We start from the raw sequence: 13,955 nt of genomic DNA, 5'->3' as shown, positions 1-13,955 counted from the left end.
CGGCTTCGCATTTTTATTAGAATAAAACAAATCTTCCAACTTAAACATCACATGCAAAATCAATTCCGCATTCAACATTACTGTGCTTTAGGCTTGGTTATACTCGCCATGCTTGCTGCCAGTATTCAACCACTGGAATTTGAATCGTATCTACTGCATCAGGCAGGCACAGTTTTTATGCTCGCGGCTTTATTGATTGCGTTTAAAAAAGTAGGACTGAGTTTTTCTAGCTTTGTGCTGTATTTAATATTTTTACTGATTCATATTGTCGGAGCACATTATCTGTATTCTTATGTGCCCTATAATGATTGGATTTTGCACAGCTTTGGCTTCAATTTAGATCAGAGCATGGGTTGGTCACGCAATATGTATGACCGTTTTGTGCATTTGGCTTATGGTATTTTGCTCTATCCTGTTTTATTGCGCTTGTTTGAAGTCTGGTTTCCAAAAAACAAACCTATCGTTTTATATCTTTTGGTCATTCAATTTATCATGGCAAGCAGTTTAATTTATGAATGGGTGGAATGGCTCATTGCGCTTGGCTTATCGCCAGAAGATGCTGAAAATTATAATGGTCAGCAAGGTGATATTTGGGATGCACACATGGATATGCTTTTAGCAACGATAGGAGCAATGCTGATGGGATGCTTCTACTTGATCAAGAAACCCTAACAGGATGCCTCTTTCGTACTAAATCCAAATTTATTGCCAATACCACCACCAGAAGCCAGCTAAACTTGCGACTGAAATCATCCAGATCAACACCGTTAATACTGCAGGTTTACCCGACCCCCAAAACATGGTTTTGGCAAGCCATTTTTTAAACAATACGCTGCTTAAAGTTAAGCTCGCTAAATGCACCAATACCGCAGCTAAGAATAAATTTGCTGCAAATTCATGTAGCTCTTTTAAAGTATGACTTTGGGTATAATCGGTGAAAAATCCAACCAACACAGTTAAAGGCAATGCCAACCAAATCAACAAAATACTGAATTGAAACGCACTGGAACTGCCTGACTTTAAAAACGGTAATGAAAAAAACTGCTGTGGCTGTTTCCAATCGCGTTTTACAAATTGTTGAATCATGCCTAAACGTTTAGAAATTCCTGTCGGCTGTGTGCTGTTCAACATACTCAACACCTGCCATACGATTCGTAAAGCTAAACTAATCCCCAACGTATAGCCAAAAGCCATATGTAACTGATGCCATTCTTCCGCATCACCTGTTAAGTAAGCCCCTGTAAAACTTAGCAGCATCACCACATGCAAAAAGCGAATCATTAAATCTGTAGATGTTGATTGCTTCGCGGGCACACTATTTGTTTGCATATTCAATCTATCAAGGTGGTTTTGTTCTTATCACAAAGATATAACATCAAGCTGAATTGAAAATTAAGATGCTTAAATCAAAGACTCTATATTTTTGAATAAAAGTGAATAAAAAAATTGCGCTCAATTGAGCGCAATTTTTAGATAAATTTTAGAAGTTAGATCATCACTATTACAGTTTAGGATCACGGATTTGCAACAAACTGCTGTTGGCTTTGCTTAGGCTATCAACCAGTTTATTCATCACTGCAGGAATCAAACTGTCTGCCATTTGTGCAGCTTGCAAACCCAGTTTTTCACCCAAAGTTGGCTTTTTACGGGTTTGAATCACATAAATATCATGCTGTGGCAACAAACTTAGTAAGTATTCATCTGAGGTTTGTAACTTATCTACCAAGTTTAAATCCAGTGCATCCTGACCATACCAATGCTCACCTGTTGCCACTTTTTCAACATTCAGTTGTGGACGGTATTTTTCGACAAAGTGTTTAAATAGTACATGAGTTTGTTGCAATTCTTCTTCAAACTTAGCCTTGCCTTCTTCGGTATTTTCACCAAACATGGTCACAGTGCGTTTGTATTGACCTGCTGTGTACATCTCAAAATCTATATTTTTTTCTTTGAGCAAGCGATTAAAGTTAGGCACTTGTGCCACTACGCCAATAGAACCCAAAATCGCAAATGGCGCTGACACAATTTCTGAACCAATACATGCCATCATATAGCCACCACTTGCTGCGACTTTATCGACGCAAATCGTGAGATGGAAACCTGCATCACGCAAACGTACCAATTGTGCAGCTGCAAGCCCATAACCATGCACCATACCGCCTGGACTTTCCAAACGTACCACAACACGGTCACGTCCAGCTTTGGCCGTTGCCAAAATTAGGGTGATTTCTTCACGCAATTGCTCTACAGCAGACGCAGCAGTATCACCTTTAAAATCCAACACATAAATTTTTTGATTGTTCTTTTTACGGGCGCGCGCTTCACGTGCCATTTGTTGTGAAAGTTGTAATAGCTCGAGTTTAGATGCCGTGGTTTGCGCAATTTTTTTTCGTTGTTCATTAATTCGCGCATTCAAATGACTAATCCGAATTTCGGCAGGTAGTTTAGGTAAATGAAATAACATAAAAATGAGTTCTCAATTTAATTCGGTTTATTAGGACTACATTAGGTCAATTTCGACTTTTTCAATACTTTTTCTATCTTAAAGCAGCTTCTTTTTGAATCAATCGTAAATATCGTTTAGAAATCTGCCGAACAGCCATTAAACGTACAGCAAACCAAATTTGCCCCTGATAGCAAATCCCAATAATAAGTGCGTTGATCGGCCACCAACCAAACAGTAGAAAACTACCTCTACGCTCATGATCTGAAGGTGTAAGCATTGAATAGAAACACACTAAACCTACGCAGAAACACATTACGCAAAGAAATTCACCTACTGCACTGTGCAAGAACGGTAACTTATTTTTTTGTTGTGCTTTTACATAGCGATAAAACTTAAATTTAGCATTGGCATCAATATAGTCTCGCCAAGCCTGCCGAAAATGGGGATCACTTGCTTGCTGCTGTACCCTAAAATAAACAACAAGCACTATCACACCTGAAACTATCACAAATTGATCATACAACCAACGATGATAATTGCTCATATTGGGGCTTTGAGAAGTTGGAAACCACCCATCATGGTTAAAAAACGTTGCCAATAAAATACTCAGCAAAACCAAAAGTGCTGCTATCGTCTCTGCACTATGTTGAAATCCAAACAAGGCATCGATTATTTTTTTCGTGGCTTGGCGTGCTGATTTTGCCTGTTGTCGTTCTTCTTGTGAAGGAAACTGCATTTTTTATTTTCGCTGCGCGTACAAAACAATCAATACTATAACAAAAAAACAGAATCCTAAGATTCTGTTTTAATAGCTTTCAGGACTTAAGCAGATTAACCAAAACGACCTGTAATATATGCTTCTGTTAATTGATGGTCTGGCTGAGTAAATACTTTTTCAGTTGCATTCACTTCAATCAAATCACCTAAATGGAAGTATGCGGTACGGTCAGATACACGCGCTGCCTGTTGCATTGAGTGCGTTACAATCGCAATCGTATATTGAGTAGAAAGTTCAGAAATTAGCTCTTCTACTTTTGCCGTTGCAATTGGGTCAAGTGCCGAACATGGTTCATCCATCAAAATTACTTCTGGACTTACCGCAATGGTACGCGCAATACAAAGACGTTGTTGCTGACCACCAGAAAGACCTGTGCCTGGTTGATTCAAACGATCTTTCACTTCATCCCACAAACCTGCTTTACGCAAGCTGTTTTCTACAATTTCTTCTAAATCGTACTTATCACGTGCTAAACCATGCAGTTTAGGGCCATAGGCTACGTTTTCAAAAATTGATTTTGGGAATGGGTTTGGTTTCTGGAACACCATGCCCACTTGCGCACGTAATAACACCACGTCAAGGTTCGGGTCATAAATGTCTTGGTTATCCAACATTACTTTACCCGTTACACGACAGCTATCAATCGTGTCGTTCATACGGTTTAAAGTACGCAAGAACGTAGATTTACCACAACCTGATGGACCAATGAAGGCAATCACTTCATTTTCATAGATATTTAAATCAATACCTTTAATCGCTTCAGATTCACCATAATACACATGCACGTCATTGGTGCTTAACTTTACATTTGAAGATTTCGCTTCTTTTTTGCTTGAAGTTTGCGTATCAAATTGTGAAACAAACGAAGTCGATGATTGCTTCTGTTCTACATCGGTAGATGTAAATTGGCTTTGTTGTGGATTCACTTGCTTATCCTGTTCTAAGGAATTCTGTTTTTCTGTGCTTGCTACAGCATTCATATTCTCTGCCCTCAATTACCAGCGTACTTCAAACTTCTTACGTAACCAAATTGCAAGGCTGTTTAAGCCAATCATTAGCGCAAGTAGTACGATAATGGCTGCAGCGGTACGTCCCTCGAAGAAGTTACGCAATTCATTACCCTGCCATAAGAAAATTTGCACAGGTAACGCAGTAGATTGATCAAGTGGAGTTGCTGGTACACTGGCAACGAAAGCACTCATACCAATTAATAACAATGGTGCGGTTTCACCTAAAGCTTGTGCGACACCAATAATTGCACCCGTTAAAATACCCGGCAATGCAAGTGGGAGTACGTGGTGGAACACAGTTTGTAAACGAGAAGCACCCAAACCTAAAGCAGCTTGACGAATAGACGGTGGCACTGCTTTTAATGATGCACGCGTGGTAATAATCACGGTTGGTAAAGTCATTAAACTCAGTACCAAACCACCGACCAATGGTGCAGACAATGGTAAATGCATCCAACCAATAAAGATCGCGGCACCCAACAAACCAAATACAATAGAAGGTACAGCGGCCAAGTTATTGATGTTCACTTCAATAATATCAGTAATCGCATTTTTTGGCGCAAATTCTTCTAAGTAAATTGCTGATGCAACACCAATTGGAATCGAAATAAAGATCACAATCAGCATCATGAATAATGAACCCATGAATGCACCTGCCAAACCAGAAGTCGCTGGAGAACTACGTGAGTCTGGGCTAACAAAAATATTGGTATTGAAAGTACTTTTAATAATACCTTGTGATTCGAGCTGATCTGCCAATTGACGTACTTCAGGGCTTAATTGTTGCTGCTCATCTGGTAAGCTGCGGTCAATCTTGCCTTCTAACCATACATCAACGTTCGCATCTGCAAGCACTTTCACTTCTTTGGTTTGACCAATTAAAGAAGGATCAGCCAAGACCATGTCACGAATACGGTATGCTTCAGAACTGGTATATAAGTAACCAAGATCATCACGCTTAGCTTCAAGCGCTTTGTCTTTCGCCACAATACCATTCACGATTAAAGCATCCCAATCGACCATACCCATTTCGGTTTGCCACGCAATCATACGGTCTTCGTATTGTGCTGGTGACTCACCTGCAATCGCCTTAGGTTTTGGACCTGCATTGACAATCGCTGGATCGAAGTAAATTGGAAGGCTCATGCTGCTTTGCCAGAACGCAGGCAAACCTTTAGATAAGATACTGCCGAATAACAATACGACAAAGAATAAACCTGCAATAACTGCCGAGAAACCCATCAAGCGGAAGGTTTTTTCCTTACGATGACGCTTACCCAATGAACTGGCGATGGTTTTTTTACGTTGTTCACGTAATTCGGCAGCAGCTTGTGGATCTAACTGATCCAAAGACGATGTATTTGAAGTACTCATTAGTCGTATTGCTCACGATATTTACGCACGATGTATAGTGCAACAATGTTCAAACCTAAGGTAATCACGAACAGGGTCAAACCAAGTGCGAAAGCAACCAATGCCTGCGGACTTGCGAAATCTGTATCACCTGTTAATTGGTTCACAATCGTAATCGTAACCGTAGATACCGCTTCTAATGGGTTTGCGTGTAGTAAAGGACTATTACCTGCAGCCAACACCACAATCATGGTTTCGCCAATTGCACGTGACGCAGCAAGTAAGAATGCACCAATCACCCCTGGTAATGCAGCTGGCATCACCACGCGACGAATGGTTTCAGATTTGGTTGCACCTAAGCCTAAAGAACCATCACGTAGCGCACGCGGCACTTGCGTAATAATGTCATCAGACAATGAAGATACAAAAGGAATAATCATGATGCCCATCACTAAACCAGCAGTTAATGCACTCGTGGCATTAATATCTAGTCCAATGATTGCACCCGCAGTTTTAAGGAACGGGCCGATGATCATCATGGCAAATACACCGTACACAATGGTCGGAATACCTGCTAAAACTTCAATGGTCGGCTTTGCCCATGCACGGAATTTAGGCGATGCATATTCTGCAAGGTAAATGGCGATCATTAAACCAATAGGTACTGCAACTAATAAAGCAATACCACTCACCATCAATGTACCCCACAGTAATGGAAGTAAACCATAACTGCCATCTGCACTACCCGAGGTGCTAAAACCAGGGTTCCAGACTGTACCAAAGAAGAAATCCAGTGGGCTAACGAAACTAAAGAATCGCATCGCTTCACTGAACATGGACATCACAATACCAACCGTAGTTAGAATCGCAACACCAGAACATAATGCCAAAGAAATGTTGATGATTTTTTCAACTTGGTTACGTGCGCGGAATTGTTGTGAAACACGTTTCTTTGCCCACAGCAAACCAAATAAGGCCGCACAGATCACCACCGCAAGTTTGGCATAAGAACCAATGGTTTCAATTTTCGCTAATTGCTCTGCCGCTGCAACTTCGTATGCAGCAGGTGTATCACTTACACCAAAACCAGATGCAATGGCTTGTACGCGATCAACCAAAACACTTGTACTTGCAGGGTCTAGGCTTGCAGCAATGTGCGCTGGCACATTATTAATTACCACTTGCTCTAGAATACTTGGTTCAACCAAGTTCCAAACAATCAAAATTAAAAAAGCAGGAATACCACACCATAATGCTACCAACGCGCCATAATATCCTGGGCGTGAATGTAACATTGCAGAGTTATTTCCCTTACCTGCTAGGTTACGGCTCTTGCTTAACCCGATTTGATAGGCTACGGCGATAATCGCCAATAACACACCTATGAGTAGCAGATTCATGTATTCTCCACTGTTTTTTCAATTTGTGTTTTTGAAAAAACATTTCTTAGCAAAAAGCCGATGGCAGGTTGTTCCCTGCCATCAGCTGCTTTAACTCAAATTACTTAACCGCTTTACCAGCTTTGAAGTTAGCAAGAACTTGTGCACGCTCTTTGTCAGACATAGAGATCAAACCTGCTTTGTCTAATTTAGAACCTTTACCAGATACTTTCTTGCTCAAGAAGTATTCAGTAAATTGCGGTAAACCTTTGATTGATTTAAGGTGCTCACCTTTCACGTAGAAGAACAATGGACGTGATACAGGGTAAGAACCATTTAAAATTGTGTTTTCAGATGGCGCTACGTTGTTTACAGTTGCAACACGTAAACGGTCACGGTTTTGGTCATAGAAACCTAAGCCGAATACACCTACTGCGCTTGGAGAAGTTTTCAAACGTGCCAGTGTTTCTGTGTAGTCACCCGCGATTTCGATTACACGACCATCCTTACGGAAAGTAGTACACACTTTCTTTTGCGCATCTTTGTCTAATGCTTTGATTGCAGCATAAGCTTCACAGCCTGCATCAACCATTTTCTCTTGGAACACTTCACGTGTACCGTGGTTAGACGCTGGAATTACAAGTGTAATAGGCTCGTTTGGAAGTGTTTTGTCAATTTGGTTCCAACGTGTATATGGGTTAGCAACCATTTTACCTTTAGATGGTAATTGAGCTGCAATTGCTGCATATACATGGTAAGGCTTTAATTTGTAAGCCGCTTTGTTTGCGTTAGAAGCAAATACGATACCGTCGTAACCAATTTTAATTTCTAAAACTTGGTTTACGCCTGCTTTTTTACAAGCAACTAATTCTGAATCTTTAATTTTACGAGATGAGTTCGCGATGTCGATTGTGTTATCACCCACACCTGTACAGAACTGCTTCAAACCACCTGAAGAACCGCCTGAACCAACAACTGGAGTTTTGAATTGTGGGAAAGTATTACCAAATTCTTCTGCTACAATACTTGCGTATGGTAGAACGGTTGAAGAACCCGCGATTTGGATGGTGTCACGAGCTGCGTTAGCAGTTGTTACAGCTGCTGCAGATACGGCTAAAGCAATGGCGATGTTAGTAAAGCGCATTCTGTTCTCTCTCATAGTATGCAAGTTCGGAGTACGTCACTTGTTATTAAGTTTTGTACTTATTTCGATAACTGCATTGTGGTTTTATAATATGACAACCATGTTACAGCTTTGTTACGCTTTGGTTATATTTGCTTTTCGTATCTGAAATAATTTTTAAATGATTTAAAATCAATAACTAATAAAACACTAGAGTGCTTATTTTTTTCAGTATTTAAATTTCAAATTGTAATAATTCATGCCAATGTCATCATTATTTATGGTTTTTTCTACCAAAATTGATGGTTTATTCGCCAATTGCGTAATTTTTATGACATCCGCAGTGCATTATTTGAGCCCAAAACACCCAATCCATCACAAAATTCAAGCAAGAACGGTACAACACTTCACTGCAATATTTTTAATCAGACACAAAAAAAGCCACCGTAGTGACTTCTTTTGTTGTATTTCATAACAATCTGAATAATGAAAGCATTAGTCGATTGGTGGCGTATAAGTACCCGCGACAATCGCATCTTTAATGCGATCTGCTTCTGCCAATACTAGGCCTAACAAGTTTTTCACGTTTTCAAGTGTTGCCACTGGACTTAAAGTCGTCATCTTCAATGATTGAACATTACCGACTTTAGTTACACCAATATTGGCCTCACCACGTGCAAATAATTCATCTGCCACGTTTTGGTTCAAGCTATCCAAGAACTCTGCAGGATAACCTTCAGGCACAACACGGAACAACACTGAAGCAAATTGTGGTTCAACCAACAATTCTAAACCTGCAGTCGCTTTAATATAATCAGCAACGTCACGGGTTAGCTTCACACCATGATCAATCATAGAACCGTAAAGCTCTTCACCTAATGCTTCAATCGTCATCCAAAGTTTCAACGCATCAAAACGACGCGTTGTTTGCAATGACTTAGACACCAAGTTTGGTACGCCATGTTCTTCATCATAAGCAGAGTTCAAATATTCTGCTTCATAGTGCATGAAACGATAGTTCGCTTCATCTTTCAGTAAGAACGCACCGCACGAAATAGTTTGGAAATAATGCTTATGGAAATCCAGTGTCACAGAATCAGACAACTCAATACCATCAAGCATGTCACGATGACTGTTAGAAAGAATTAATGCACCACCCCAAGCTGCGTCAATGTGCATCCACGCGCCATATTGATTGGTGATGTCACGAATCTTTTTAAGCGGATCAATCGCGCCCGCATCGGTTGTACCCGCAGTTGCAACCACACATGCAACAATCTTACCTTCAGCTTTTAAATGCGCCATGGTTTGCTCAAGTGCAACCACGTCCATTTGTGCATTTTCATTAACAGGTACAGTAACAACCGATTGGAAGCCCATACCCATCATCGCCATGTTCTTTTGCACAGAGAAGTGTGCATTTTCAGAACAAATGACTTTCACATTACGCATTGCATCGCTTGGAATACCATCGCGCTGAACAGACCACGGATTACCGTTTTCATCTTTCCAGTTCTTTGCAATACACGCATCACGCGCCAATAACACACCCATCAAGTTAGACTGCGTACCACCTGAAGTGAACACGCCCGCTTGACCTGCACCATAGCCAACTTTTTGACGTAACCAGTCAATTAGTTGTACTTCCATCAATGAACCTGCAGGGCTTTGATCCCAAGAGTCCATAGATTGGTTGGTTGCGTTAATGAGAACTTCTGCAATTTGGCTTGCCACCATAGTTGGACAATGCAAATGTGCCAAAGAATGTGGATGATGAACTTTTAAACTTTTGTTTAAGAAAAGCTCAACCATGCGTTCCAATGACTTTTGTACACCCAAACCTTGTTTTGCAGGCTGGAAAGAAATCGCTTCACGCAATTCTTTAATGCTGCCGCCTGTGTACATTTTGTCATTTTGCAACCATGCCGCGACTGCTTGAGTCGCTTGTTCCATTGCTGCACTGTAGTCAGCAATGGATTGAGCATCATTGCAGAGTAACGCTTTACGATGTTCTGCAAAATCTACCATAAACTTATGCGCCTCGAACTGCGACTAACGCTTCAGCAACTGCTTTCTTGAAGCGAGCGATGACTTCTACACACTCTTCTTGAGTAATGATGAGTGGACAAAGTAAACGGATTACCGTACCACCACGACCACCTTTCTCAAGCAACAATTTGTTGTCAAAACATGCAGCTTGAACAGCAGCAGCCAATTGAGAGTCTGCTGGATAAGCACCTAAACGGTCTTTTTCTTGGCGTTCATCTACAATTTCGATACCAATCATTAAACCGCGACCACGCACGTTACCAATACATGGGAATTCAACAGCTAATTTTTTCAATTCAGCTTGTAAGAACTCACCACGCTCTTGCGCATTTTGTGCAAGGTTTTGTTCTTTAATGGTTTTAAGCACCACAAGACCAGTACCCATTGCCAATTGGTTACCACGGAAAGTACCCGTGTGACCTGCAGGCTGCCATGCGTCAAACTTACGTTTAATTGCAAGTACAGCCAATGGCAAACCACCACCAACAGCTTTAGACATTACAATCACGTCTGGCTCAATACCTGCATGTTCAAATGCAAACATTTTGCCTGAACGTGCAAAGCCCGCTTGAACTTCGTCTAAAATTAAAACGATGTTGTGCTTTTCAGTCACTTCGCGGATTTTTTTCAACCATTTAATTGGTGCAGTTACTACACCGCCTTCACCTTGAATTGCTTCAAGAATCACAGCTGCAGGCTTAGTTACACCGCTTTCTACATCTTCAATGAAGTTTTCAAAATAATACGTTAAAGCATCTACACCCGCTTCACCGCCAATACCAAGTGGGCAGCGGTATTCATGCGGATATGGCATAAATTGAACACCAGGCATTAAACCATTGACTGCGTTTTTTGCAGACAAGTTACCTGTCATCGCCAATGAACCATGAGTCATACCATGATAGCCACCTGAGAAGCTGATGACTGAGCTACGACCTGTATAGGTTTTTGCAAGTTTGATTGCCGCTTCTGTGCCATCTGCACCTGTAGGACCACAGAACTGCAAGCAGTATTCTTCTTGACCACCAGGCATGTGTGAAAGTAACGCTTCAGTAAAAGCATCTTTCAAAGGTGTCGTTAAATCTAGGGTATGTAATGGCAAACCACTCGCTAAAGTGTCTTGGATGCTTTGAACCACCGCAGGATGGTTATGGCCCAATGCCAAGGTTCCTGCCCCAGCCAAACAATCTAGGTACTCAGTACCTTCAACATCGGTAACCCAACAACCCAGTGCTTTCGCTATCGCTAACGGTAATTTACGAGGATAACTACGCACATTCGATTCCATCTGACTTTGGCGAGTCAAGTAGTATTCGTTTGTGGAATGGTTGGCAGGGTTTACAGAAGTAACGCTCATATCGAATTACCATCTCTGATATGGGTTGAAAGAAATAAGTCTGGTGACTTGCGGTCCTTTGACTCGGTGCTTTTTTGATCTAGCGAGATAGAGTTTTGTTCTTCAAGACTAGGAAGCGGGATAATACCTAATTTTTCTAGAAAATAAACAGGTTTAACCCAAATATTGCCTAATTTCATCGAAAAAACATATCTTGCAGATGATTCGATTGAATTATCATCTTACATTGTGACAAAGGAAAGAAAATTTAACTCTTTCCACTTCCTTTATACGTTTTTTTGCACAATCTCTCAAGTCATGCAGCATTTATTTTCAAAATAGTATAGATCATTATTTTTATTGAATTTTATAAATGCTTTTTTGCTGCAATTTTTAACGCATATTTTACAAAGCCACCACAAATTCAACTAAAAATCCTCACAAAGCAAAGTTACTATTTAAATCAATTCAAACGCTTTTCATAAATCCTGATCCCCTGAATAATAGGTCAAAATATGCGCTTACTTTCTCTCGCTGCTACCCTGTTGGCTGTTGGTGCTGCAAGCACTGCTTTTGCCCAACAAAATGAATCTTTAAATTACAATATCGTCAATGTTCAAGCCGAAGCTACACGCGAAGTTTCAAATGATCAAATGCACGCTGTGTTATATATTGAAAAAAGTCACAAACAGCCTGCTGAACTTGCATCACAAATTAACCAGTTAATGAGCCAAGCCATTGCAACTGCACGTAAGTATCCACAAGTGAAAGTTGAAACGGGCTCACAAACCACCTATCCAATTTACGACAATGACAGTCGTAAGTTAAAAGAATGGCGCGGTCGTGCAGAGGTACGGGTACAAAGTACCGATTTTAAAGCAGCAAGCCAATTGGTGAGCGAGCTACAACAAAACTTTCAGACCCAATCTATTAATTTTAGCGTGTCGGATGCACAACGTAAAAAAGTTGAAAATGAGTTGATGGTCGAAGCATCTAAAAACTTTCAACAACGTGCGCAAATGCTCAGTCAGGCTTGGAATAAATCGGGCTATAACTTGGTTAATTTGAACCTAAACACCAATTCTTATTTTCCGCAACCTGTTATGCGCGCGAGTATGGCTAAATTTGCTGTCGCAGAAACGGCTGTAGCTGATCAAGATATGGCAGCAGGTGAATCTAAAATTACAGTCAATGCAAATGGAACGATTCAGTTTAAATAAACTTGAAGCATGACATGCGTTGTTTAAGTAATAAAAAACCCGCTTAGATATTCCAAGCGGGTTTTTTAATAACTTCAATTGAATGATAACTTACAGCATCATCAATAAATCGCTATGTGATTGCGATGGATCATCTCCAACGAACGTGCCTCGCCTAACACCTGATGCACTTTGTCAGAAGCCAAGCCTTTGACCAAATCTGCAGAACGTGAACTAAAATTAACACGTCCCACAGCGACACGATGACCTTGTGTATCTACACACTCCACCACATCGCCACGTTCAAAATGCCCTTCTACCGCTTTTACACCCACAGGCAATAAACTGCGATGATTTTCTTTAATGGCTTTGACTGCGCCATCATCAATCACCAAACGTCCTGCCGTTTGTAAATGTGCCGCCAACCACTGTTGATGCGCTGCAATACGGTCATTGTCAGTAATGAACAGTGTACCCAACATTTCGCCCGCCATTAAACGCGCAAGCACATTGTCACTTTCACCACTGGCAATTAAAGTTGGACAACCCGATTTAGCCGCCAAACGCGCTGCACGGACTTTGGTCAGCATGCCACCGCGCCCAAACTTGCCGCCACCACCCGCCATATCAAACAGACTTTCATCCAAAGCACGTACAGTATGGAACAGTTTTGCGTTTGGATTAGAACGTGGGTCGGAGTCAAACATGCCTTGCTGATCGGTCAAAATAATCAACAAATCTGCATGTACCTGCCCTGCCACCATCGCAGCCAAAGTGTCGTTATCACCAAAGCGAATTTCGTCAGTAGACACTGTGTCATTTTCATTAATGACTGGTATCACGCGCCATTCAATCAGGTTTTGCAATGCATCGCACGAGTTTAAATAACGACGACGATCTGCCAAATCATCATGGGTTAATAGGACTTGTGCAGTTTGAATCTGGTGTTTTTCCAGCACACTTGACCAAGTTTGAATCAAGCCCATTTGACCAATGGCAGCGCATGCCTGAAGACTGGGTAGATCGGTGGGTCGATGCTCAAGTTTCATTCGCACCATACCTTCAGCCACAGCTCCCGATGACACTAAAATAATTTCGTGTCCAGCATTGTGTAGATCTGCAATTTGTCCCGCCCAATGCGAGATTGCATCCAAATCTAAACCTTGCCCATTGGCTGTGAGTAAAGATGATCCGATTTTAACAACGATTCGTTTACAACCCTTGAGCTGACGTTGCCCATCTACCACTTCTATCATCTTGTCCTCAGTCACTTTTTGTAGCG

Annotated in this window: 12 protein-coding genes; 2 read left to right on the top strand and 10 right to left on the bottom strand. The window is 41.1% G+C overall.

Going from position 1 to position 13,955, the window contains the following annotated elements; all coding sequences use genetic code 11:
• The first annotated feature begins 51 nt into the window (after nt 1-51).
• Nucleotides 52-672, top strand: a complete 621-nt coding sequence (locus FTT78_RS00830; RefSeq protein ID WP_004971662.1) for a DUF2238 domain-containing protein — start codon at nt 52-54, stop codon at nt 670-672.
• 30 nt (nt 673-702) lie between these two features.
• Here FTT78_RS00830 and FTT78_RS00825 read toward each other — a convergent pair whose 3' ends face one another.
• The 9 genes from FTT78_RS00825 to FTT78_RS00785 all read right to left on the bottom strand — a co-directional run bounded on the left by FTT78_RS00825 (nt 703) and on the right by FTT78_RS00785 (nt 11,495).
• Nucleotides 703-1,329, bottom strand: coding sequence for a cytochrome b/b6 domain-containing protein (locus FTT78_RS00825; RefSeq protein WP_004971665.1), 627 nt, complete (start codon nt 1,327-1,329; stop codon nt 703-705).
• 172 nt (nt 1,330-1,501) lie between these two features.
• Nucleotides 1,502-2,464: a protease SohB gene (gene sohB, locus FTT78_RS00820; protein ID WP_004971667.1), complete on the bottom strand. Its 963-nt coding sequence runs from the start codon at nt 2,462-2,464 to the stop codon at nt 1,502-1,504.
• A gap of 73 nt (nt 2,465-2,537) precedes the next feature.
• Nucleotides 2,538-3,182 carry a hypothetical protein gene (locus FTT78_RS00815; protein WP_180043312.1) on the bottom strand — a complete coding sequence of 215 codons (645 nt, stop codon included), beginning with the start codon at nt 3,180-3,182 and terminating at the stop codon, nt 2,538-2,540.
• A gap of 95 nt (nt 3,183-3,277) precedes the next feature.
• Nucleotides 3,278-4,204: a phosphate ABC transporter ATP-binding protein PstB gene (gene pstB / locus FTT78_RS00810; protein WP_004971671.1), complete on the bottom strand. Its 927-nt coding sequence runs from the start codon at nt 4,202-4,204 to the stop codon at nt 3,278-3,280.
• Nucleotides 4,205-4,219: 15 nt separating this feature from the next.
• On the bottom strand, nt 4,220-5,608 hold the full coding sequence (gene pstA, locus FTT78_RS00805; protein WP_180043314.1) for a phosphate ABC transporter permease PstA: 1,389 nt from the start codon (nt 5,606-5,608) through the stop codon (nt 4,220-4,222).
• On the bottom strand, nt 5,608-6,987 hold the full coding sequence (gene pstC, locus FTT78_RS00800) for a phosphate ABC transporter permease subunit PstC (protein ID WP_004971674.1): 1,380 nt from the start codon (nt 6,985-6,987) through the stop codon (nt 5,608-5,610). The genes pstA and pstC overlap by 1 nt, the downstream gene beginning before the upstream one ends.
• A 100-nt stretch (nt 6,988-7,087) precedes the next feature.
• A complete protein-coding gene (locus tag FTT78_RS00795) occupies nt 7,088-8,110 on the bottom strand; it encodes a substrate-binding domain-containing protein (protein ID WP_180043316.1) in 1,023 nt (340 codons plus the stop codon).
• A gap of 474 nt (nt 8,111-8,584) precedes the next feature.
• Entirely contained in the window at nt 8,585-10,117 is a 1,533-nt protein-coding gene (locus FTT78_RS00790) for an aspartate aminotransferase family protein (protein WP_179989311.1), read from the bottom strand.
• A 4-nt stretch (nt 10,118-10,121) separates the two neighbouring features.
• Nucleotides 10,122-11,495, bottom strand: coding sequence for a diaminobutyrate--2-oxoglutarate transaminase (locus tag FTT78_RS00785; RefSeq protein ID WP_004971681.1), 1,374 nt, complete (start codon nt 11,493-11,495; stop codon nt 10,122-10,124).
• Nucleotides 11,496-11,989: 494 nt separating this feature from the next.
• Here FTT78_RS00785 and FTT78_RS00780 point away from each other — a divergent pair, with 494 nt between their 5' ends.
• Nucleotides 11,990-12,694, top strand: coding sequence for an SIMPL domain-containing protein (locus FTT78_RS00780; RefSeq protein WP_096901090.1), 705 nt, complete (start codon nt 11,990-11,992; stop codon nt 12,692-12,694).
• A gap of 101 nt (nt 12,695-12,795) precedes the next feature.
• Here FTT78_RS00780 and proB read toward each other — a convergent pair whose 3' ends face one another.
• A complete protein-coding gene (gene proB / locus FTT78_RS00775) occupies nt 12,796-13,929 on the bottom strand; it encodes a glutamate 5-kinase (RefSeq protein WP_004971685.1) in 1,134 nt (377 codons plus the stop codon).
• Between the last annotated feature and the right edge of the window lie 26 nt (nt 13,930-13,955).

Origin of the sequence: Acinetobacter sp. YH01011, assembly GCF_013420785.1 — a bacterium.
In the GTDB taxonomy this organism is placed as follows: Bacteria; Pseudomonadota; Gammaproteobacteria; order Pseudomonadales; family Moraxellaceae; genus Acinetobacter; species Acinetobacter towneri.
Note: the sequence above shows the minus strand (reverse complement) of the source record. Positions and strands in the feature narration are given on the sequence as shown.

Excerpts from the sequence above, each read along its gene's own strand:
- FTT78_RS00780 (WP_096901090.1), top strand. The coding sequence starts at position 11,990 with ATGCGCTTACTTTCTCTCGCTGCTACCCTGTTGGCTGTTGGTGCTGCA.
- FTT78_RS00785 (WP_004971681.1), bottom strand. The coding sequence starts at position 11,495 with ATGAGCGTTACTTCTGTAAACCCTGCCAACCATTCCACAAACGAATAC.
- pstB (WP_004971671.1), bottom strand. The coding sequence starts at position 4,204 with ATGAATGCTGTAGCAAGCACAGAAAAACAGAATTCCTTAGAACAGGAT.
- pstA (WP_180043314.1), bottom strand. The coding sequence starts at position 5,608 with ATGAGTACTTCAAATACATCGTCTTTGGATCAGTTAGATCCACAAGCT.
- FTT78_RS00830 (WP_004971662.1), top strand. The coding sequence starts at position 52 with ATGCAAAATCAATTCCGCATTCAACATTACTGTGCTTTAGGCTTGGTT.
- FTT78_RS00815 (WP_180043312.1), bottom strand. The coding sequence starts at position 3,182 with ATGCAGTTTCCTTCACAAGAAGAACGACAACAGGCAAAATCAGCACGC.
- FTT78_RS00825 (WP_004971665.1), bottom strand. The coding sequence starts at position 1,329 with ATGCAAACAAATAGTGTGCCCGCGAAGCAATCAACATCTACAGATTTA.
- FTT78_RS00795 (WP_180043316.1), bottom strand. The coding sequence starts at position 8,110 with ATGCGCTTTACTAACATCGCCATTGCTTTAGCCGTATCTGCAGCAGCT.
- pstC (WP_004971674.1), bottom strand. The coding sequence starts at position 6,987 with ATGAATCTGCTACTCATAGGTGTGTTATTGGCGATTATCGCCGTAGCC.
- FTT78_RS00790 (WP_179989311.1), bottom strand. The coding sequence starts at position 10,117 with ATGGTAGATTTTGCAGAACATCGTAAAGCGTTACTCTGCAATGATGCT.
- sohB (WP_004971667.1), bottom strand. The coding sequence starts at position 2,464 with ATGTTATTTCATTTACCTAAACTACCTGCCGAAATTCGGATTAGTCAT.
- proB (WP_004971685.1), bottom strand. The coding sequence starts at position 13,929 with ATGATAGAAGTGGTAGATGGGCAACGTCAGCTCAAGGGTTGTAAACGA.